Here is a 22,091-nt window from a genome sequence, read left to right as displayed (position 1 = left end):
ATTGCTAGTGTGACACACTACAGCATTTCCATCGCCAGATGCGCGCAATTTTCGTGCGCGGCGTGCCAAATTTTGGCAGCGTCGTGCGCATGATCGACCGGTTCGACCGAATCCTGCTCAATCTGGTTCAGACCGACGATTCGCTGACCGCGGACCAGATCGCCGCGCATGTACCGCTGTCCCCGTCCGCCATTGCGCGCCGGCTTCGCCGATTGCGGGCGGAAGGCTGGGTCGCGAAGACCATTGCCCTGCTCTCCCCGCAGCTCACGGGACGACGGCTTCGCGCGCTGGTTTTCGTTCAGCTTGCGGAGCATGCCGATCAGCAAGGGAAAGACCGCTTGCAACGACGATTAAATGACACGCCGGAAGTTCAGTTCGCTTACGAGATCAGCGGCAATCATGATCTCGCGGTCTTGCTCGACTGCCCGAGCATGGACGACTTCGTAGCGCTGGCCGAAGAGCTGTTCGCGTCGGACAGTTCCGTACACCGCTACGAGACAAGTTTCGTCAAGCGCGAGGTCAAGTTCGCGCCGTTCGTCGATCTCGGGAGTGGCGGCGACTAGGCCCCGACCGGATCGGCGTCTGCACGGGCAGCTTGCGACCCATTGCGGATGCGCGATCAGTCATTCAAACACTGCGTCATGAAGACCGCTCTGTTTATCCTCGGCATTGCTGCCTTGCTTGTCGGGCTCCTTTGGACCGCGCAGGGCGCGGGCCTGATCAATTGGCCGGCATCAAGTTTCATGATCGACCAGCGGCCGTGGGTCACTCGCGGAGCGATCGTCGCCTTCGCTGGTCTTGTACTCATCCTGCTCTCGCGCAGGCGCTAGCCGTCGGAGTCAACGTCAGCCTTTGACCCAAAGCGGACATTAGCAACAAAAACGACATCGGGACTGAAGTGACATCACCAATAGCGCGACGTAAGAGAACGCACTGGACGCAAAGGCAATCAAGCGAACTTCGGTTCTGCTCGGTTACCTCGAACCGGACGGGTTGCCCTTTCAACCCTAGCGGTCGCCTCGCGGCAACTTGGAAAAGCGATCCTGGATGTCCCGGGTGGTGGCGCTACCCTGTTCCCACATGCGCTGCCATTCTCGGTTGGGCAGGCACGTTTTCGATGCCGACAGGCGTGACCCGGTACCTTTTAGCTCGCGGCAAATGATCCGGCTGTCTTCGGTCAGGGCGAAGGCGGTATGTTTCGCCTTCATCTCCGCAATCTGTTGGGGCGAGCAATAACGTGTCGCCCCTTTGCACGCATCCGATGCGGCCCATCCGGCTCTGGTCTTGCAAATCGTCACATCGCCAGATCGCGACGCTCCCAAGACCAACTTTCTACAAACCATGTTGGGCGGAATGACTTGGAAATCGGCTTCTTGCGGCATCGCGGCGGCGAGGGAAAGCGCGGACAAGAGAATAGACAACGCAACGCTCCTTCAAAGACGACTCTCAATTTTATAGCACTTCACACCTGCTTCGTAAAAATGGTGGTGAGATTTCTGAGCCTCGTTTTACTCGCCAGGTGGAGCAGCATGAGGATAAGCTTTCGATAGCCCTATTGTCTGTCTTCGACTCATTCCTGCGATTGCCGCTAGAGTCGGCTCTCCATCCAAAATTGACTCTAGAAATTCCTGTCCAGGCAACCTGATGTGCCTCTCAGCGCTCGGCTCTTTCTCGTCGCTGACCAGCCTGCTTTTCCAAGCGATGCCCGAAAACTGCGGCGGGTATGATCATACCGGAGCGTGCCGCGAACTTCGCGAACTACCGCGAGTTGAGCCCTCTCCCGCGAGAGAATCTCGAGAGGTGGAAACAATCAGGCTGGCTTCGTGCCGCCAAGGCTGGCACCCGCGGCCTAGCTCTTTTTCGAGGCGATCCAGTCGTCGACCTTGCGCTCAAGGATCGGCAGCGGAAGGCTTCCCGTGTCGAGCACGATCGCATGGAATTCGCGAAGGTCGAAACGCTTGCCAAGTTGCTCGGATGCCTTCTTGCGCAAACGCTGGATGGTCAGCGCGCCGACCTTGTAAGCCAGGGCCTGGCTGGGGATCGCAATGTAGCGCTCTACCTCGGCGGTGGCGTCGGTCCTGCCCATGCCCGAGTTGTTGAGCATATATTCGATCGACTGTTCGCGGGTCCAACCCTTCGAATGGAGCCCGGTGTCAACCACCAGCCGCATCGCGCGAAGCATCTCGTCGTCCAGTGTGCCCTGGCGCTGATAAGGATCCTTGAAGAAGCCCATCTCGTAACCAAGCGTTTCGGCATAGAGCGCCCAGCCTTCGACGTAAGCGGTGTTGCCGCCGAAGCGCATGAATGCCGGCAACGCCTCGTTCTCCTGCGCAAGGCTGATCTGGAAGTGATGCCCCGGCGCGCCCTCGTGCAGGTAGAGCGTCGTCATGCCCGGCGTGGTCCGGCTGGGAAGGTCATAGGCATTGAAATAGAAGATGCCCGGGCGCGACCCGTCCGGCGTGCCCTGCTGGTATGACCCGCCGGCCTCGAACTTCTCGCGGAAGGGTTCGTACGGACGGATCTCAAGCTTGGTCTTGGGGACCAACGCGAAATATTCCGGCACCTTGGCATCGACCGCCTTGCCGATGCGGTAATATTCCTCGGTCAGCCACTCGCGGCTTTTCGGTTTGAACTTCGGATCGGTGCGCAGATAGTCGAAGAATTGCTGCAGCGTGCCCTTGAAGCCGACTTCGTTTTTGACCTTCTCCATCTCGCCGCGGATCCGGGCGACTTCGCTCAGGCCGAGGTTGTGAAGATAGTCCGCCGTTAGCGGCACGGTCGTCGTCTGCTCGATCATGTACTGATAGAGCTGGGCGCCGCCCTTCATCTGCGACAGGCCAACGGAGTCGCGTGCGCGCGGCAGATATTCATTGGCAAGGAAATCGCGAAGGCGCTTGTGCGCTGGATAGATGACGTTGCCGATGACGTCCTTGTACTCGGCTGTCAGCCGGGCCCGGTCAGCGGCGCTGATCGTATCCGGAAACATTCCGATCGGGCCGTAGAAGGGCGACTCCTCGACCGGCTGCTTGAGCTGCGTGTCGAGCTGCTCGATGACGTTCTTGATTGTCAGCTTGGTTTCCAGCACCCCGCTGGCAAGCCCTTCGCGGAACTTGCCGATCGCGCGGTCGGTGAGCGCGGCATATTGACGGTGACGCTTCAGGTTGTTCTCATAATCGAGGACGGTCTTGAACGGCGCGGCGCTCTTGCCGCTCGCGAAAGTCGGATAGAAAGTGTGAAAACCGGCGAAGTGATTGACCGGGCGAACTTCGGTCAGCGCCAGGATCTGCGGCTCGAACCCCTTCAGGGTCTGCACATTGCCATATTCAAAAACGTCATAGGCGATCTTGTCGGTCGGCGAGAGCGCGTCGCGCGGAATAGCGCGCAGGGCCGCGAGCTCCGACTTGGCAGCCGCAATCTCCGCGTCGTTATATTCCTTGGTGAGATAATTGCCGAGCTGGTCGGCATAGCGAAGGTCGCCGCGCGAAAGCGCGCTCAAGGGATTGCGCTTGAGGTTGTCCTCGTCGCTCTTCTTGAAAAGCGCGAACAGGGCGTCGTGCGCTTGGGCCTGACTCATCGCCTGGGCGGCGGCGACACTGACGACGGCAGCAGGCGCCGCGGCATGCGACGCCGTGGCAGCGGCCATGCTGGTCGTAGCAAGAAGAACGAGCGTCGAGAGGCGGCCGATCATGATAATCCCCCAAATGAGTGTCCTATTGGCCTATAACAGTCAGGGCGCCCCGGCAAGTGCCGGGACGCCCCGCTTTTCCACCAACGGTAGAGTCTGTTCTACCAGAAGAAGTTGTAGATCACGTCGACAACCTGGCCGCTGTAGATATCCACCAGCAGGGCGTCGTCATGATAGCGGACCCAGCGGTAGGGACCGTAAACCGGCGGCAGGCGATACTGCCACGGGTCGTTGAGCCAGAAGCTCGACGAATAATAGTTCGGATATAGGTAGGATCCGATGCCCCAGCGCCGGTATCCCCAGCCGAACGGGTCGATGTAAAGACCGAGGCGGAACAGGGACCGGTGGTGGCTGCGATAGCGGCGCCAGTCGTAACGGCGATCGCCACGCCAGTGGTCGCGATCCCAGCGGCGGTGATTCTCGCTCCAGCGGCGGCCGTCGCGGCTGCGATGCTGGGTGGTTATGGTACCGTCGTTGTTGCGGGTCACCACGGTCGTTGGCGACGTATCGGGAATCGTGCGGATGTCGCGCTGACGCGGAGCAATACCATCTCCCGATGCGGTCGTCTGAGCGTCGACCGGCTCCGACGTGCGCTGCTCGCGAATGCGTTCGCGACGACTCTCATACGCCTGCCGGCGCGACGACCGCGTCTCCTGCGCAGCCGGTGCTGACTGCTGGACAGCCTGCTGCTCGACCGACTGGGTCTGCGTGACGACCGGCGCGGAGGGGGGTTCGGCGCGCGAGGCGCGTTGCTCGCTTCGCGCTGCCCGGGCTTCGTTGCTGCGCGCTTCAGTACGCTCGGCGCGTTCGGCGCGAGCCTGGGCACGTTCGGCGCGGGCCGCGGCACGGTCTTCGGACGACCGCTCGCCGCTTTGCGCCATGACCGGCGCGGCGGCGCTGGCGAGTAAGAGGAGAAGTGCAAGATTACGCATATGGGAGCTCATTCGGGTTCGGTTGTTTTCAGTGAGTTTGGGATGCTACTCGCCGGATGAGCCGTTGCTGAACCGCGATGAATTGCCCGGTTCAGCTTTCCCGGATGAAACTTTGAGGATGTCCGCACCGGCGGCTGAAGCGCTTGTGCGCGCAACCGCACGCAAGACCCGCGGGCCGATGCCGCAGCGGCAGATGTTGCCGATTGCGGCCAGCTGCTCCGGCAGCGGATTAGGGCTTGCCTGCAGTAGGGCCGAAAGCGCCATGATCATGCCCGGTTCGCAATAGCCGCACTGGCTGACCTGTTCAGCCGCCCATGCCTGCTGGAGCGGGTGCGAGCGATCCGGGGGAAATCCCTCGATGGTCAGCACGTCCGCGCCTTCGAGCGCGCCGATTGTGACCGTGCAGCTGGGCATTGCCTGGCCATCGATAATTACCGTGCAGGCGCCGCAATCGCCGCTGTCGCAGCCGTATTTCGCGCCGGTCAGGTTGGCGGCATCGCGCAACGCCCACAGCAGCGGGGTCTCCGCATCGAGCCGGAAATGCATTCCTTCGCCATTGACAGTCATTCGAGTCATCGTCGCGGACGCTAATGGAGGACTCTGATGGTTGCAAAGAGCGCCATTGGCGTCATCATCGGCGCAATGGGGGCGCTAGCGACAGCATTAGGCCGGATCGGAGTCGAGGAGCGTGGCAGCGGTCCGCTGACTCCGATCGTCTTTCTTCACGGTGTCGGTTCGGACAAAAGCGTGTGGAACCCGCAGCTAGCCCATTTTGGCCAAAGCCGCCGGGCCGTTGCGCTCGATTATCCCGGCTATGGCGAAAGCGACTTTCTCGCCAGTGCCACCCGCGACGACTTCGCCCGGGCCGCGCTAGCCGTGCTCGATGCTTTGGACATCGACTCGGCGCATGTCTGCGGCTTGTCCCTGGGCGGCGTCGTTGCGATCGCAATGCATGCGTTGGCTCCGCAGCGATGTAGGTCCCTGATCCTTGCCGATACCTTCGCGGATCACCCCGACGGCGCAGCGATCTTCGAGCGGTCGATCGAAGCCAGCCGCTCGATGGGAATGCGTCCGCTGGCTGAAGCGCGCGCCGGTGCCTTGCTTGGAAGCCAGGCCGGCGAGGACATCCGCAGCGAGGTCGTCGAGACGATGAGCCGCATCGATCCCGCAGCCTATGCCATCGGCGCAGAGGCGGTATGGCTGGCAAAGCAATCCTATCGAGCGGCCGCAATCGCCGTACCGGCACTCGTTATGGTCGGGTCGGAGGACCGCATCACGCCGCCCGAGCTGTCGCAAGAGCTTGCCGCGATGGTCGAAGGCGCGACCCTTCAAACGATTGCCGAAGCGGGACATTTGACCAACCTAGAGAGGCCCGTAGAGTTTAACCGAGCCGTCGCCGACTTCCTCAACCGAGTTGAGCATTCGGATTAGTTAGCGCGCCCTTAACCATGGCGTTTAAGCGGACTTTGGTGATGTCCTGCGATTGTCGGCGCAATGAAACGCGCCGTTCGCATCGCTGCTGCCCTCGCAGGATGGGCTCTCGCCTCCGTTCCGGCGGTTGCGGGCGAGTTGCCTCTTGGGGCGTCCGTGGCACCGCGTAACGCGAGCTATAGCAAGACCGAAGCCATTCTTGGCGCGCCCAGCAGCCTCGCCGCCATTCTTGCGAGCCAGGGCGCCGCGCGGAACGTAACTGCTGGCGCGGCTGGCTACGACGGAAACAGTCGAGGCATGGTCCCGATCACGCCCCGGATCGTGCCGGATGATCGGCCCGATGTTTTCGGCTCGGTCGCACTGGCTGTTGGGACCACGCCGCTCGAGCGGCGCTGGGCGAAAGTGGAGCGCATGCCGATCGGATTGGCAGCGTCAGCCTTTGTGAAGCGTCTTTCGGGATTAGGTGCGATCGAACAGCTCGATGCCGTCAACCGCTTCGTCAACGCTCGTGTACAATTCGCCAACGACAAGCGGCAGTTCGGCTATGCCGACCTCTGGCTTGCGGCAGGCGAAACGCTTCGGCGCGGTCGTGGCGACTGCGAGGATTTCGCAATCGCAAAGCTGCAATTGCTTCGTCATGCCGGCTTCGCTGAAAAAGATCTCTATCTCGTAATCTTGCACGATGTCCGTCGCCGGGCGGATCATGCCGTCTTGGTCGTCAGGGCCGACGGTCGCTTGCTTGTGCTGGACAATGGGACGAACCGGATCGTCGACAGTGATTCCATCCCCGAATACCGGCCGATCCTGACTTTCTCCGGCGATCGCAGCTGGACACACGGATATCGCCGTGGGAACGAGCCCGCGATCCAATATGCGGCCGCAAATCCGGCAACTGAGATCGTCGCCACTGCGGAGGTCGCGGCGGGCGATCCGGTCGTCGTCTCGATCGCCTTCTAGCGTTCCCGAAGCGCTTCGCTCCGGGCTTTCGAAAGCGGTTTCAAAAGATATGTTAGGATGCTTTTACGCCCGGTGATGATCTGGGTATCGGTCATCATGCCCGGCGTAATCGGGAGCTTTCGCCCAGCGGAATGCAGGTAGCTGCGCTCCGTTTCGACGATGACGGTGAAGTAGGCCTGTCGCTCGGCTTCATCGTAAATGGAATCGGCGGAAACCTGAACGACGCGCCCATCGAGCCCGCCATAGGTCGAGAAATCGTAAGCCGTCACCTTGACCAGCGCTTTGTCGCCGACCTTGATGAAGGCGATATCGCTGGGCTTGACGCGCGTCTCGACCAGCAGCTTGTCGCCCATCGGAACGACTTCCATTACCTTTTCGCCGGCTGCGACAAAACCACCGATGGTCGTGACTTTCACGTCGTTGACGACGCCATCTACCGGTGAGCGCAGTTCCAGCCGGCCGGACTGTCCCCGCCCCTGCAGCGACTGCTGGTTTACGGCAATCTTCTGCTGAACCTGGCTCCGCTCGTCTAGCGCCTGCTTGCGAAATTCGAACTGCGCTTCGCTGGCCTGACTCTGCGCTTCGCTGACGGCAGCCATGGCCCGGCCTTGCTGCTCGCGCGCGGCAGCGATCCGGCCGCGCAGGTCAACGACTTCGCGCTGGGCAGTTGCAAGTTCGGTTTGCGGAACAATATTCTTGGCGGCAAGCGGCGCGAGACGGTTCACGTTCTCCTGCGCCAATTGGAGGCTTTGGGACAGTGACGAGATCGTGGCGCTGGCTTCCGCGGCTTCGCGGCGGCGCTGTTCCGCCGAAGCGCGCAGGGCGCTGACCCGCGAAGACAAGGTCTGGCGCCGTACTTCGCTGAGCGCGGCTTCCTCGCCCTGGAGCGCTCCCGACGAGGTTCCCAACCCTTCGGCGCCGAGACGAGCGGCCCGTGCTTCGAGCGCTTCAGTCTCTGCTAGGATCGAGCGGCTCTCCGGATTGTCGAGCCTGGCGAGAAGCTGGCCGCGCTTCACCGGCTGGCCGGCCCTTACAAGTAATTCCGCGACCGTCGCCGGGTCCGCAGACTGGATGATCTGCACCTTGCTGGAGGGGATGACCTTTCCCTGTCCGCTGGTCACTTCGTCGACTTGGGCAATGCTCGCCCACAGCAGGAAAACTAGGAAGAACGCTGCAGAATAGATGATGACCCGGCGGGAGCCGCTAAGCTCGCTATGCCGACGGGCGAGTTCCGGGATGAACGCAGTGGAAGCCATGATGATTCTTTATACCCTGTCAGCGCGAGGCGAGCACGGTGGTTGGAGCGGCTGCGTCATTTTGAGCCTTTTCGGCCGGCGCGGGGGCATTCGCCTGGCGTTCGGCAACGGCATGCGTGGCGGACCCCGCCTCAGAGGGCAACGGAATGTTCAAAGTCCAGCCCTTCGACGTATCCAACAATCCGCCGACATCGTTCGGAGCGCGCTTAAGCATCGTCCCGTCGATAATTGGGCCGGTGCCGGTCACTTGTTCGATCGTCTGTCCATCGATGCCCGGTACGCGGACGATCAGCGGACGCATCGTCGCAGGATCGCGCGGCTCGCCCATGTAGCGGCCGGCGAACGCGCCCGGCATGCCCCATGCGCCCGGCCAGCGGTAGAAGATGTGTGCGCCGATCTTGCTGATCTTCGCCAGCAGCGGGGCCCAGCGCGGCGCGACGTAATCGGCGTGGTAATGGGTCGCGGATCCGACCGACTTTTCGACGTAGCCGGCCAGTGCTTCGCTCGCGATTTGCTGTGCAATTCGCCACGCGCCCGGCTCCGGACGGCGATCGAGCGAGCCGTCGCAAACGAACGTAAACTGGCAGATCGGCGTCGAGTTACGCTGATATACCACGCCGCAGACGGACTTTGGGAAGGCTGGGTGACGAGTCCGGTTCAAAACGACTTGGGCGACGGCCCGCCGACCGGCGATCGGCTCGTACCCAGCCTCATAATATACGGCCTGGGTCAGGCACAGCAGAGCGCGGCGATGATCGATTTCATCGGCAGCCGGGATAACAAACGCATTGGCGGCACGCACTGGCGCCGTACTGAATGGCATGGTCGCGTTGATCAGCTTCGCATCTTCGCCAACCGCCCGAACCTCGTTTGCATGGTCGATCGTCGCCTCGACCAGCTTGGCGGCCTGGGCCGACGCGACAGCGCTGGCCTCGGCTCGCTCGCTGCGAAGCGCGAGCAGGGAAACAGCCGCAAAGGAGGCCAGCGCCACCAGAAGGGCCCCGCCGCGAGAACCCAGCGACGGATTTCGAAAAATGCGGATCGGGCGCGCAACCAGGTCATTTCTTCGCCTCCTTGGCGACATTGCCGAGCCGGCCGAGGATATCCTGGCGCGGGCCGTCGGCGACGATCCGGCCTCCGTCGATGACGATCAGCCGGTCGACGATGTTCAGCATCTGATGACGATGCGTCGAGACGATGAGAGTTTGCTTCGGGGTGAGCGCATTCCTTAGTCGCTCGATGAAATAATTCTCGGTCTGCGTGTCCATCGATCCCGTGGGTTCGTCGAGGAAAAGGAGCTTGCATGGCGAGACGAGCGCCCGGGCCAGCACGAGAAGCGAGCGCTGCCCGCCGGACAAACGCGTGCCGCGCTCGCCGACCGGGAAATCGAAGCCGGCGGCGTCGCGCGAGAGGAAGATGTCGGCGCCCGAACGAATGACGGCATCGATCAGCTGCTGATCGTCGGCCTGGGCAGCGCCAAGCATGAGGTTGTCCCGAACCGAGCCGCTAAACAGCTCCGAATCCTGGGCAACGAAACGGAATTCGTCACGCAGCTGGTGCGGATGATATTGACGGCTGTCGAGGCCATCGACGGTCATCACTCCGCCTGTGGGCGTGTACAAACCGCAAAGGACTCGTCCGAGCGTCGACTTGCCGGAAGCGACTCGCCCGATGATGCCGATCCGCTCGCCCGGCTCGATCTTTAGGCATACGCCGTTGAGCGCGTTCGCGGAGGCCCCCGGATACGCGAAGTCGACGTCAATGAGTTCGATCTTGCCAACGCGGATTTCCGGAACGATCGAGCGCGCGGAGGTCTGGCGCTCGTCTTCGACCTCCATCATCTGTTGGAGGGAGTTCATCGTCGTCAGAGCCTGCTTTGCGCGCGTCATGAGGAAGGCGAACTGCCCAACCGGTGACATCGCACGACCGGCGAGCATGACAATGGCGATGATGGCGCCCATCGACATTTCGCCAGCATTGAAGCGATAGAAGCCGCCCACGATCAGACCGATGCTGATGAGCTGCTGAGATGAGCTCGTAAGATTCACCGCCACTGCAGTGACCCGGCGCATGTGTTCCTGCGTTGCGGCACTCATTGACGCATAGCGGCGCCAGCGGCCAAGCATCTGCCCTTCTGCACGAGCGGCTTTCAATGTCTCGAGCCCCCCAATGGACTCGACCAGCATCGAATGTTGCAGGCTGGCGTCGGCTTGGGCGTCGATGGCGCTTCGCCCCATCTTCTTCTGAAGCGAGTAGCCGGCGAGCGCCATTAGCGCGATCCCGACAAGTGGCACCAAGACCAGCCAACCAGCCAGCACCGTAATGAAGATCAGAAAGAGGAGCAGGAAACTAAGGTCGACGAGCAAAACCACCGTGGTCGAAGCAAAGAAGTCCCGTACGAGCTCATATTCGGAAAGCCGCTTGGCCAAGGCGCCAGTGCTGCCTTGGCGGCTCGCCATCGGCAGGTTCATGACTTTTTCGAAAAGCTTTTGACTCAGTTTTGCGTCGAGAGTCAGGCCGATCTCATCGACCAGCCGCGAACGCGCGATCCGAAGCGCAAAATCAAACGCCAGCGCAAGCGCCACACCGAGGGCCAAAACCCACAAAGTTGGAATCGCCTTGTTAGGGATGACCCGGTCGTAAACGTTCATCGTGAACAACGGCACGGCCAGAGCCAGCAGGTTGACGATCAGTGCAGCCAGCATCACCGGCCAGAATTCGCGACGCTCCTTCCACACCTCCGACCAGAACCAGTGGGTTCGCTTGGCCTTGTCCCACGGGCGCTCGCCCTCTCGCTCGCGCGTCGGGTCGGCCTCAACGGCGACCGCGCGGCCGGTGTATGCCGACTGGAGATCGTCGAGCTTGACCCACATCGCCTCGGCGAGACCGGGCGCATAGACGAGACCGTCACCGCCCTTGACCTCAAGCAGCACTGCGGCGCGATCATCCTTGAGTTCGAGAATTGCCGGGAGGCGCTGGACCGGCCAGCCCTTCAGGCGACGCACCATCGGATCGCCGCGCATTCCAACCTGATCGAGCGCGGGCTCAACCTGGTGGAAAGGCAGCGTGCCTTTATCCGATAGTGCCAACCCCGCACGCAGGAGAACCGGGGAAGACGGCCGGTCGGACCTGCGCGCGAGGAAGGCTAGGCAGTCAAGGACAGGGTCGATCTCACGCGACGGCGTGGATTCCAGCCAGTGCACGAAACTCAACCCTTGTCCCCTTCAACTCTTATTGTCCGCCCGTCGGAGCAGGCTCCACCGGCGCTTCGGCCGGCGCGGGCGCAGCCGCAGCGTTTACCGGCGCGGCCGGCGGTCCCATCAGGGGCTGCGGAAGGCTATTCTCCTGCAGATCCTCCGGCGGAATCGGGTTCACCCGGTATTGGGTGCGCTCGTCGCTCCACGCCTCGGTCGGCATGTTGACTCCAAGCGCTTCGATCAGGCGGTTAATCGATGCGAGCACACGATATTGCGCGTAGAGCTTGGCGAGACGCGCGGTCTCGGCCGAAGCTTGAACGTTGTAGCGCGTGTTCTGAGCATCGAGCACGTCAAGCAAGGAGCGACGGCCGACGTTGAACTGCTCGCGATAGGACAGCAGCAGGTCATCGGCGACGCGGCCTTGCGTTTCGAGCTCCGTAACCAGCCGGCTCTGGTTGGTCAGGCGGCTCCAGGCCGAGCGGGCATCTTCTTCCGCACGGCGGGTCATCTCGAAAAGGCGGGCATGTGCTTCATCGGCACGCGACTGCTGCTCACGAACGTTATGGACGTTGGTCCCGCCATTGAAGATCAACCAGCGCATGACGACGCGGCCAAGTACGTCGGTCGTCTTGCCGTCATAACCGTCGATGTCATGCCCGACGCGAGCCGTGCCTTCGAGGTTGAAGCGTGGACCCAATTCGGACTTGGCGGCCTTGGTGACCTCGCGGGCCGTCGAAAGATCGGCGATCGATTCCTGCACTCGCGGATTGTACTGACGAGCGAGACCTTCCGCCTCCTGGAGGGTCGCGGGCATATATTGCGAAAGATCCGGCGGCATCGTCACGCTGTCGATCGGAACGCCGGCAAGTGTCTGGAACTGGATCGCTGCGGTGTCGAGGTCTTCGCGCGCCTCGGTTACTCGCGCGCGTGCCGACTGGAGCCGCTCTTCAGCCTGCTGCTGGTCCGCGATGCTGATCGAACCCTTGGCGACGCCTTCGCGAAGATCGCCGGCAAGGCGTTCATGGAACGTCGCATTGTCCTGGGCGATTGCAACCAGCCGCTGCTGCAGCAGGTAATCGATGTAGGCGCGAGCCACGTTCAGCGCGACATATTCGGAACGTTCCTCGATCCGGGCCGCGGCGGCGTCGGTTCGCGAAGCCTGGCGGCGGATTTCAGCCTCGCGGCCGCCCATGTCGAACAAAAGCTGATCAACGGTGAGGCTGCCCTCGACCGGCCACAACTGATTGTCATCCAGCCCAATGCTGCGCCGGGTCGGATTGCTGAGATAACGGGCGCCGGCTGCGGCCTCGACCGAAACGCGTGGAAGCCACAAGCCCTCGGCCTGCTCGCGCTCTTCGCGGGTGGCCTGCTTGTTGTGGATCGCCTGACGGATTTCCGGGTTGGTGTTCAACGCGGCCTGAACCGCATCACGCAGTTCGATCGCGAAAGCCGGACTAGCCGCAGCAAGCAGCGCACCCGGGGCAATCAGATACCAGTACTTATTCATGTCTTCCCCCTTCTCTGGTCTGTCTGAGGCGGGTCCCCGTCCACCAGGGACCCGCGTCAGGTTTAGCCGTTGGCCACAGGCTGGATTGCATCCACGTGAAGCATCATCGCTTCGGCCGTGATTATCGTCGGAACCGCCGGCGTAAATCCGGCATCTCCGCCCATGTCCCAGGTCGGAACGAGGCCGTGCAACCCGCTTGCAGCGCTATCGATCTGCGCAATTCCGCCATTTCCGTTGTCCGGAAGGGCATTCATCAGCGTATCGATCTGGTTGACGCCGCCACCCGCCAGCGCATCGACGAGGATCTGTTCGACCGTGTCGATCGTCGCTGCTGGCGAATTTTCGAGCGCCATGATGGCTTCGGCGGTCGGCATTGCGACTGTCGTGGCCATGGCCGGCAACGCCATCTGCGATTCGATGACGTCGGTTCCAGCGGCGAGCGCGCTGAACGCTGACTCCAGTCCGGTCGACTGGCCGATGTCGCCCGTCGGTGCATGCCAGTCGCTCGAGAGCGTCGCCTGATCTCCAAGTGAGACCGAGACCGTTGCGGCTGCATCGGTGAAGCTTGCAGCCAGCGCCTGGACCGAGGTGGTCGAGGCGAGGTCCGCAGCGACGCTGATCGACTCGACGGAAACGACGGCGTTGCTGTGTGCCGCATTCTGCGTATCGACTGGGCTTGCGGCCGCAGCGCTCGCCGCCATGCCAGCTGCGGCAACGGCCGCGGCTAGGACGGTCGTGTTGCTGTTGGCAGCAATCCGTTCGACTTCCTGGGTTCTCGCCGCACCAGTGGCAAAGGCGGCATCGGCAGCAGTGCCGGTTGAGCCGTCAGCCATCGTGTAGGTGCTGCTTCCGGCGACCGCGACATCGCCATTGGCGGCGGTGTAGCTTGCGCCGTCGCTGACCAGGCCGATGCTGACAACGCCGGCTTCGGCGAGCGACTGCATTTCGCCGGTATCGACCACGCCGTTGGAATTGGCATCGGTCCACAGCGCGAACATCGTAAAGTCGGCATCGCTTGCGTCGAGCTGCTCGCCATACTGGGCGTGCAGCGCTTCCATGTCTGTAACGCCATTGCCGCCGAAGACGAACTCGGACGCATCCGTGACCGTTCCGTCGCCATTGGCATCGCGAACCAGGATCGCATCGTCCGCTCCGACCCAGGCCGTGGCTACGAGACCCGCGCCGTAGTCGTAGTGGACACCGGCGTCGAGGCCGAGGAACTCAACTCCGTCACCGTCCATGTCGAGCACGACCGGCGGAACCGGATCCGCATGGATCGCGAGGTTGCCGCTGCTGACCGTGTCGCCGTCGCCGTCGACGACGGAAATCGGAACGGTAAAGTCGATCGGACCATTGGTGATTGCTATCGTGTTGAAGTCACCGATCTTGAATTCTTGTCCACCGACGTTGCGGAATTCGAGGCTGTCAAACCCGTCCGCTGTGGCAGCGCCGATACGGGTGCCCTCGACGACCCCGTTAACAGTCGCGTCCATCGCCCCGAAGACAACATTGTATGAGATGCCATCAACGACAACATTCTGGTTGAGACCATCGGTTCTCAGGACTGTCGTGGTGATGGCCCCATGGGTGATCACCACGGCCGTAATTGCCTCCTGCGTGCCATCACCGACGTAATCATTGGCGTCTGAAGCCACACTCTCATCGCGAGCGATCATCGTGATATTTGTGGTCGATCCTGGAGGACCGTTGACCGTGCTTATTACGGCCGAAATGCCAAGCACATTTTCGTGTTGTCCAAACACATGGTTTTGATTCGCGAGAGTGCCGTAATCGCCGGAGGGAGTCGGGGCCGGGACGGCCTGCAGATCCTGAACCGTGTCGACTCGGACACCTTCGCCGAAGGAGATAGAGTTACCGGAACCGACGCCACCCTCGTTGGCATTTGTATTCATTGTGCTGGAATTGGCCCCGTTGACCATTGGGGTCAGCAAGAGATCGAGAACGCCGTCTCCATTGGTACCGGAGGTGAAACCGGCCCACGAGCCGTTGCCTCCGACGAAATTGTAACCTCCGCCATTGAAGTCGATGTTTTGGACGGTGTCGAGGGATTGAACCATCGTGATGGTATAATTGCTCGACCCTCCTGGCTGGAGTTCAATGGTGAATACGGTCTCGTTAGCATCGACCGTGTCGTTATTGTTCCCGTCCACGTAGCCGGTGAGAAGTTGGCCACCCGCAGAAATGGCGTATTCTAATGCCACACCGTTGTACTTCAGGTTTTGGCCCTGCAGTGACGTAATGGTGGCATTGGTGAACACGACCTTGCCGCCGTCTGCGCCGAAGTTGTTGAAGACATCGTCATCAATATCCAGCGAAGCGGTCGCGCTATCATTGGTGCCGTTCGTGAGACCGGCCGTGATCGCATCTGCGACAACTGCCGACGGACCATCGTCCAGGAACGTGATCAGGCCGGTGATGTCGACCGCACCCGAGGAAGCCGGGTCGCCGTCACCATCGGTGACCGTCGCGGTCGCCGTGATCGCACCGGCAGCAAGCTGCAGCGGATCGTTGGGGTTGGGGTTCACCGGATGATCGAGGCTCAGATACTGCTCGACCGTCAGCGCGCCCGTCGTCCCGTTGATCTGGATCGCGAACGCCACCTGGCCGGCATGCTCGCCGCCAGCGGCGACGACGCCGAGGATCGTGGTCGCATTGAGCTGGACCAGTGTGATCGCCTCGCCCTCGGTGGTGGTCACCCCCGAAGCCGCATTGGCAACCGTGATCACATAGCCGCTCGTGCCCTGGCCGTCGGCGCCGTACAGCGGACCGACGTTGAGCACCGCGGCGCCCGATACCGCCCGCGAGATCGGACCCGCACCGGCCACATCCTCATCGTTGCCGGCGGTGTTGCCGCCAAGCGCGATGGTCGCAGCCGCGCCCGGACCGGTCTCGTCGAGAGTCACGGTCGCCTGGGCATTGAGGGTCGCGTTCGCCGACGGACCATCGTCCAGGAACGTGATCAGGCCGGTGATGTCGACCGCACCCGAGGAAGCCGGGTCGCCGTCACCATCGGTGACCGTCGCGGTCGCCGTGATCGCACCGGCAGCAAGCTGCAGCGGATCGTTGGGGTTGGGGTTCACCGGATGATCGAGGCTCAGATACTGCTCGACCGTCAGCGCGCCCGTCGTCCCGTTGATCTGGATCGCGAACGCCACCTGGCCGGCATGCTCGCCGCCAGCGGCGACGACGCCGAGGATCGTGGTCGCATTGAGCTGGACCAGCGTGATCGCCTCGCCCTCGGTGGTGGTCACCCCCGAAGCCGCATTGGCAACCGTGATCACATAGCCGCTCGTGCCCTGGCCGTCGGCGCCGTACAGCGGACCGACGTTGAGCACCGCGGCGCCCGATACCGCCCGCGAGATCGGACCCGCACCGGCCACATCCTCATCGTTGCCGGCGGTGTTGCCGCCAAGCGCGATGGTCGCAGCCGCGCCCGGACCGGTCTCGTCGAGAGTCACGGTCGCCTGGGCATTGAGGGTCGCGTTCGCCGACGGACCATCGTCCAGGAACGTGATCAGGCCGGTGATGTCGACCGCACCCGAGGAAGCCGGGTCGCCGTCACCATCGGTGACCGTCGCGGTCGCCGTGATCGCACCGGCAGCAAGCTGCAGCGGATCGTTGGGGTTGGGGTTCACCGGATGATCGAGGCTCAGATACTGCTCGACCGTCAGCGCGCCCGTCGTCCCGTTGATCTGGATCGCGAACGCCACCTGGCCGGCATGCTCGCCGCCAGCGGCGACGACGCCGAGGATCGTGGTCGCATTGAGCTGGACCAGCGTGATCGCCTCGCCCTCGGTGGTGGTCACCCCCGAAGCCGCATTGGCAACCGTGATCACATAGCCGCTCGTGCCCTGGCCGTCGGCGCCGTACAGCGGACCGACGTTGAGCACCGCGGCGCCCGATACCGCCCGCGAGATCGGACCCGCACCGGCCACATCCTCATCGTTGCCGGCGGTGTTGCCGCCAAGCGCGATGGTCGCAGCCGCGCCCGGACCGGTCTCGTCGAGAGTCACGGTCGCCTGGGCATTGAGGGTCGCGTTCGCCGACGGACCATCGTCCAGGAACGTGATCAGGCCGGTGATGTCGACCGCACCCGAGGAAGCCGGGTCGCCGTCACCATCGGTGACCGTCGCGGTCGCCGTGATCGCACCGGCAGCAAGCTGCAGCGGATCGTTGGGGTTGGGGTTCACCGGATGATCGAGGCTCAGATACTGCTCGACCGTCAGCGCGCCCGTCGTCCCGTTGATCTGGATCGCGAACGCCACCTGGCCGGCATGCTCGCCGCCAGCGGCGACGACGCCGAGGATCGTGGTCGCATTGAGCTGGACCAGCGTGATCGCCTCGCCCTCGGTGGTGGTCACCCCCGAAGCCGCATTGGCAACCGTGATCACATAGCCGCTCGTGCCCTGGCCGTCGGCGCCGTACAGCGGACCGACGTTGAGCACCGCGGCGCCCGATACCGCCCGCGAGATCGGACCCGCACCGGCCACATCCTCATCGTTGCCGGCGGTGTTGCCGCCAAGCGCGATGGTCGCAGCCGCGCCCGGACCGGTCTCGTCGAGAGTCACGGTCGCCTGGGCATTGAGGGTCGCGTTCGCCGACGGACCATCGTCCAGGAACGTGATCAGGCCGGTGATGTCGACCGCACCCGAGGAAGCCGGGTCGCCGTCACCATCGGTGACCGTCGCGGTCGCCGTGATCGCACCGGCAGCAAGCTGCAGCGGATCGTTGGGGTTGGGGTTCACCGGATGATCGAGGCTCAGATACTGCTCGACCGTCAGCGCGCCCGTCGTCCCGTTGATCTGGATCGCGAACGCCACCTGGCCGGCATGCTCGCCGCCAGCGGCGACGACGCCGAGGATCGTGGTCGCATTGAGCTGGACCAGCGTGATCGCCTCGCCCTCGGTGGTGGTCACCCCCGAAGCCGCATTGGCAACCGTGATCACATAGCCGCTCGTGCCCTGGCCGTCGGCGCCGTACAGCGGACCGACGTTGAGCACCGCGGCGCCCGATACCGCCCGCGAGATCGGACCCGCACCGGCCACATCCTCATCGTTGCCGGCGGTGTTGCCGCCAAGCGCGATGGTCGCAGCCGCGCCCGGACCGGTCTCGTCGAGAGTCACGGTCGCCTGGGCATTGAGGGTCGCGTTCGCCGACGGACCATCGTCCAGGAACGTGATCAGGCCGGTGATGTCGACCGCACCCGAGGAAGCCGGGTCGCCGTCACCATCGGTGACCGTCGCGGTCGCCGTGATCGCACCGGCAGCAAGCTGCAGCGGATCGTTGGGGTTGGGGTTCACCGGATGATCGAGGCTCAGATACTGCTCGACCGTCAGCGCGCCCGTCGTCCCGTTGATCTGGATCGCGAACGCCACCTGGCCGGCATGCTCGCCGCCAGCGGCGACGACGCCGAGGATCGTGGTCGCATTGAGCTGGACCAGCGTGATCGCCTCGCCCTCGGTGGTGGTCACCCCGAAGCCGCATTGGCAACCGTGATCACATAGCCGCTCGTGCCCTGGCCGTCGGCGCCGTACAGCGGACCGACGTTGAGCACCGCGGCGCCCGATACCGCCCGCGAGATCGGACCCGCACCGGCCACATCCTCATCGTTGCCGGCGGTGTTGCCGCCAAGCGCGATGGTCGCAGCCGCGCCCGGACCGGTCTCGTCGAGAGTCACGGTCGCCTGGGCATTGAGGGTCGCGTTCGCCGACGGACCATCGTCCAGGAACGTGATCAGGCCGGTGATGTCGACCGCACCCGAGGAAGCCGGGTCGCCGTCACCATCGGTGACCGTCGCGGTCGCCGTGATCGCACCGGCAGCAAGCTGCAGCGGATCGTTGGGGTTGGGGTTCACCGGATGATCGAGGCTCAGATACTGCTCGACCGTCAGCGCGCCCGTCGTCCCGTTGATCTGGATCGCGAACGCCACCTGGCCGGCATGCTCGCCGCCAGCGGCGACGACGCCGAGGATCGTGGTCGCATTGAGCTGGACCAGCGTGATCGCCTCGCCCTCGGTGGTGGTCACCCCCGAAGCCGCATTGGCAACCGTGATCACATAGCCGCTCGTGCCCTGGCCGTCGGCGCCGTACAGCGGACCGACGTTGAGCACCGCGGCGCCCGATACCGCCCGCGAGATCGGACCCGCACCGGCCACATCCTCATCGTTGCCGGCGGTGTTGCCGCCAAGCGCGATGGTCGCAGCCGCGCCCGGACCGGTCTCGTCGAGAGTCACGGTCGCCTGGGCATTGAGGGTCGCGCTCACGGACGGACCATCATCGCGGAAGTCGATCAGCGGAGTAATGTCGATCGCTGGCGAAGTCGCGGTATCGCCATCGAAGTCCGTCGCCGTGACGGTAACGCCAAGCGAACCTTCATTGAGATTGATCGACTCGTCGTAATTGTTCGGGAATTCCGGGTGCTGCAAACTGAGATATTGCTCGACCGTGACGACACCCGTTGAGGAGTTGATCTGTATCGCGAAGGCAACCGTCGTCGTCCCGTCGACGACACCGACCACGACACCGTTCGAAAGCTCGACGAGGTTGATCGCGACGCCTTCCGTAGTCTCCAGCCCGGAGACGGCATTCAGCACATCGAGCGCATAGGTAACACCGCCACCATTGGCCGGGCCGTCAGCCCCGAACACTGCGTTGGCGTCGATGACTGCACCGGACGTGCTGCCACTGCCGATGGCAAGGCCACCGTCGAGATGCGGATCGTCCCCGGCGGTATAGCCGCCGACCAAGGGGATCGTCGCCGCAGAAACAGGCGCGCTCTCATCCACGATCGCGCCACGGACCTCGTTCAGCGTCGGGTCGATCGTCGGACCATCGTCGGTGAAGCGCAGGTTGGCACCAATGTTGACGCTTGCCGAGCCAGTGACGGAGTCGCCGTCATTGTCGACCACGGTCTCCGTACGGGTCAGGGTTACCAGGCCGTCGGCCATGCTGACGATATGGTCGGCGAATGGCGCGCCCGTCGCAGTCGGATCGCTCGCGATCGGATGATCGATCTGCTGAAGCTGCGTCAGGGTGACAACGCCGGTGTTGCTGACCGAGACGGTGAAAACAATGTTGGCGTCAGCAAGGCTGGCCGGCTGGCCGCCCGTCGTACCGACCACCACGCCGTTCAGAATGAAAAGGTTGATCGCATTTCCATGGCTCGAGAGCCCTGAGACCGAACCCGTAATGTTCAAAGAGTAAGCACTGGACGAGCCAGCACCGAGCCCGTCTGCACCGGCCGACACAACCGTCGCGCCGAATACGCCGCTGAAATCGGCGAGACTGACGGCCGTATCGCTGGCGGCCCCAATCGTCTGGGCGTCGTCGGTGGTCAGGAGCACGTTTGCGTCAGAACCAGCTGCAACGGTCACCGTCGGCGTGTCGTCATCGACGTTGACAGTAAGAGTGCCGAGCGCAACGTCGCCGTCATCGTCGGTCACGGAATAATTGATGACGAAGATGCTGTTGTTCTCGGTATCACCAGTGGCGTGCCGGATCGGGTTATTTTCCGTCACCGTGTACGCGCCGGTGTCCGCATTCACCGTGATGGTGAGAACGACCACATTGTTGCCGCCCTGCACCTGGACGACCTGGATCGATCCGTCGGGTTGCAGATTGTAGCTGAAGCCGCTCGGTGCGCCGCTCGACAGAAGGGCCCATTCAAGGCTGCCATCGCCGTCTGAGCCGGGAAGGATCCCGCTGCCCGCCGCATTCGGGCTACCAACGTCGTCGTTCGGGCCCCCGGGATTGCCGTTGCGCCCCGGAATGTCGTCGTCATCGAGAGCGATCGAGGCGATTCCCGCTACCGGCTCGTTATCGACGGCGTCGAACAGTTCCTGAGTTTCCGGCGGCGTGTAAGTGAGCTCGGTCGGAGGAAGAAGGTCGCCAAGCGGAACGCCCGGATCCAGCGGGGGCGGCGGAAGCGCGAAGTTGCCCCCGCTGCTCTGCTGCGCCGGGGAAAGGTCTCCGGCAGCCGGAGTCGGCTCGGCGCCAATCAGAAGCGCGGCAAGGTTGCTTGCCGGGACTTCAACGCCGTCCAGGACGAGCTGCGGAACGAAAATCGCGCCATCGACGATGACCATCGTCGAGCCGTCGGGTAGGGTCACGACCAGGTCGCGGCCAACGACGCGAACGTCGGAAAGCTCGACGCCGGCGGGTAGTACGACGGTCCCGTCGGGTCCTGGAATGACGCGCGTTCCATCGGTCGCCAACATCGGCACATCGCCGATGTTGATGATCAGCTTAGCGGTATCGGACGCGCCGCCCTGGCCCTGAAGCGTGTAGGTGAAAACGTCGGACACGCCGGCTGGCGTGCCCGCGTTGCGGACATAGCTGTAGTTGCCGTCGGCATCGATCGTCAGCGTTCCATATTGGCCCGCGACCTCGAGCTTCCCTGCGGAGAAAGTGGTGTCGGATCCGCCCGAGCCCTCGACTGCAACGATCCTGGCATCGGCGCCGCCGATATCCGTTCCTGCGGAACCGTTGATGGTGCCCGCGCCGGTGATGAGATTTCCAGTGGCTGGACCGAAATCCTTGGCCGCGAGGTGGTCGGCATCGTCACGTGCGTTGACCGTGCCGGATTCGTTCAGACCCGCCTGGGAAGCATCTTCGTTTCGCATAACCCACCTTTGCCGTGGCGCCCGGAGGAGCCGTCCTGTTTCGCGGGAAAAGGGGTCGGGCCAGTTAACCAAGAATGGTTAACAGCTCGCTCAAGTCTCCCGCATCCGTGTTGAAGCAAACACTGCAACGTAAAAAAAGCAAGCGGAAGGAGCGCGTTAGACGATCGGTTTTGAATCTGAATCTTTTACAATCTCAACTAAAAATGATTAACGTTGGGCTACTTCTCTACTACTATTGTTGGGATCACGCGGCGCCTTTGCCTGATGCTATTCATGCTACGAGAGAATAGCCGAGTTTTTAGGTGAGTAATACTAGACGTGTAATCGTCTTGTTGTTGTATGGTAAACCTCTGTTAATTTTGCAAAGATGATTTATGACAAGTTAATCGGGGCACAGAGAGATTTTTGAGTAGGAAATACGAGTCCGCTCGGCCCGCAATTTCACTGCGAAAAAATTCCGTCCAGCGTTCCGAATCGGGACGAAA

Annotated in this window: 13 protein-coding genes and 2 pseudogenes; 4 read left to right on the top strand and 11 right to left on the bottom strand. The window is 62.8% G+C overall.

Translation table 11 applies throughout. The annotated features are described in order from the left end of the window. Nucleotides 1–17 precede the first annotated feature (17 nt). Complete coding sequence (locus tag G7076_RS12265) at nt 18–326, bottom strand: hypothetical protein (protein ID WP_240913815.1); 309 nt, start codon at nt 324–326, stop codon at nt 18–20. Between the two features lie 12 nt (nt 327–338). On the opposite strand from G7076_RS12265, the gene G7076_RS12260 reads away from it, so the two are divergent. Further along, nucleotides 339–563, top strand: a complete 225-nt coding sequence (locus tag G7076_RS12260; protein WP_240913814.1) for an Lrp/AsnC ligand binding domain-containing protein — start codon at nt 339–341, stop codon at nt 561–563. A gap of 78 nt (nt 564–641) precedes the next feature. Next, nucleotides 642–830 (top strand): hypothetical protein, encoded by a 189-nt coding sequence (locus G7076_RS00600; protein WP_166199507.1) that lies wholly within the window; start codon nt 642–644, stop codon nt 828–830. Nucleotides 831–1,007: 177 nt separating this feature from the next. On the opposite strand, the gene G7076_RS00595 is transcribed toward G7076_RS00600, so the two are convergent. The 4 genes from G7076_RS00595 to G7076_RS00580 form a co-directional block, all read right to left on the bottom strand. Continuing rightward, the gene (locus G7076_RS00595; protein ID WP_166199505.1) at nt 1,008–1,421 is read right to left on the bottom strand and encodes a hypothetical protein; all 414 of its coding nucleotides are present in this window, start codon (nt 1,419–1,421) and stop codon (nt 1,008–1,010) included. Nucleotides 1,422–1,849: 428 nt separating this feature from the next. After that, nucleotides 1,850–3,688, bottom strand: coding sequence for a DUF885 domain-containing protein (locus G7076_RS00590; RefSeq protein WP_166199503.1), 1,839 nt, complete (start codon nt 3,686–3,688; stop codon nt 1,850–1,852). A gap of 98 nt (nt 3,689–3,786) precedes the next feature. Then, on the bottom strand, nt 3,787–4,617 hold the full coding sequence (locus tag G7076_RS00585) for an RcnB family protein (protein ID WP_240913813.1): 831 nt from the start codon (nt 4,615–4,617) through the stop codon (nt 3,787–3,789). Between the two features lie 45 nt (nt 4,618–4,662). Continuing rightward, nucleotides 4,663–5,193: a (2Fe-2S)-binding protein gene (locus G7076_RS00580; protein WP_166199499.1), complete on the bottom strand. Its 531-nt coding sequence runs from the start codon at nt 5,191–5,193 to the stop codon at nt 4,663–4,665. A 27-nt stretch (nt 5,194–5,220) separates the two neighbouring features. Here G7076_RS00580 and G7076_RS00575 point away from each other — a divergent pair, with 27 nt between their 5' ends. Both G7076_RS00575 and G7076_RS00570 read left to right on the top strand, forming a co-directional pair. After that, the gene (locus G7076_RS00575; RefSeq protein ID WP_166199497.1) at nt 5,221–6,048 is read left to right on the top strand and encodes an alpha/beta fold hydrolase; all 828 of its coding nucleotides are present in this window, start codon (nt 5,221–5,223) and stop codon (nt 6,046–6,048) included. A 63-nt stretch (nt 6,049–6,111) separates the two neighbouring features. Beyond that, nucleotides 6,112–7,005: a transglutaminase-like cysteine peptidase gene (locus G7076_RS00570; RefSeq protein WP_166199495.1), complete on the top strand. Its 894-nt coding sequence runs from the start codon at nt 6,112–6,114 to the stop codon at nt 7,003–7,005. On the opposite strand, the gene G7076_RS00565 is transcribed toward G7076_RS00570, so the two are convergent. The 6 genes and pseudogenes from G7076_RS00565 to G7076_RS12770 form a co-directional block, all read right to left on the bottom strand. Continuing rightward, nucleotides 7,002–8,261 carry an HlyD family type I secretion periplasmic adaptor subunit gene (locus G7076_RS00565; protein ID WP_166199493.1) on the bottom strand — a complete coding sequence of 420 codons (1,260 nt, stop codon included), beginning with the start codon at nt 8,259–8,261 and terminating at the stop codon, nt 7,002–7,004. The two genes, G7076_RS00570 and G7076_RS00565, sit on opposite strands and share 4 nt — an antisense overlap. 19 nt (nt 8,262–8,280) lie before the next feature. Then, complete coding sequence (locus G7076_RS00560; RefSeq protein ID WP_240913812.1) at nt 8,281–9,252, bottom strand: cell wall hydrolase; 972 nt, start codon at nt 9,250–9,252, stop codon at nt 8,281–8,283. A 67-nt stretch (nt 9,253–9,319) separates the two neighbouring features. Next, nucleotides 9,320–11,464, bottom strand: a complete 2,145-nt coding sequence (locus G7076_RS00555) for a type I secretion system permease/ATPase (protein ID WP_240913936.1) — start codon at nt 11,462–11,464, stop codon at nt 9,320–9,322. A gap of 28 nt (nt 11,465–11,492) precedes the next feature. Then, nucleotides 11,493–12,965, bottom strand: coding sequence for a TolC family protein (locus G7076_RS00550; protein ID WP_166199489.1), 1,473 nt, complete (start codon nt 12,963–12,965; stop codon nt 11,493–11,495). A 65-nt stretch (nt 12,966–13,030) separates the two neighbouring features. Beyond that, nucleotides 13,031–19,932 (bottom strand): annotated as a pseudogene (locus G7076_RS12775) (DUF5801 repeats-in-toxin domain-containing protein); the annotation flags it as partial. Then, nucleotides 19,933–21,069: pseudogene (locus G7076_RS12770) on the bottom strand (DUF5801 repeats-in-toxin domain-containing protein); the annotation flags it as partial. Between the last annotated feature and the right edge of the window lie 1,022 nt (nt 21,070–22,091).

Origin of the sequence: Sphingomonas sp. HDW15A (assembly GCF_011301715.1) — a bacterium.
Classification (GTDB): Bacteria; Pseudomonadota; Alphaproteobacteria; order Sphingomonadales; family Sphingomonadaceae; genus Sphingomicrobium.
This window is presented reverse-complemented; position numbering and strand designations above follow the sequence as displayed.

Excerpts from the sequence above, each read along its gene's own strand:
- G7076_RS00600 (WP_166199507.1), top strand. The coding sequence starts at position 642 with ATGAAGACCGCTCTGTTTATCCTCGGCATTGCTGCCTTGCTTGTCGGG.
- G7076_RS00590 (WP_166199503.1), bottom strand. The coding sequence starts at position 3,688 with ATGATCGGCCGCCTCTCGACGCTCGTTCTTCTTGCTACGACCAGCATG.
- G7076_RS00585 (WP_240913813.1), bottom strand. The coding sequence starts at position 4,617 with ATGCGTAATCTTGCACTTCTCCTCTTACTCGCCAGCGCCGCCGCGCCG.
- G7076_RS00580 (WP_166199499.1), bottom strand. The coding sequence starts at position 5,193 with ATGACTCGAATGACTGTCAATGGCGAAGGAATGCATTTCCGGCTCGAT.
- G7076_RS00575 (WP_166199497.1), top strand. The coding sequence starts at position 5,221 with ATGGTTGCAAAGAGCGCCATTGGCGTCATCATCGGCGCAATGGGGGCG.
- G7076_RS00570 (WP_166199495.1), top strand. The coding sequence starts at position 6,112 with ATGAAACGCGCCGTTCGCATCGCTGCTGCCCTCGCAGGATGGGCTCTC.
- G7076_RS00565 (WP_166199493.1), bottom strand. The coding sequence starts at position 8,261 with ATGGCTTCCACTGCGTTCATCCCGGAACTCGCCCGTCGGCATAGCGAG.
- G7076_RS00550 (WP_166199489.1), bottom strand. The coding sequence starts at position 12,965 with ATGAATAAGTACTGGTATCTGATTGCCCCGGGTGCGCTGCTTGCTGCG.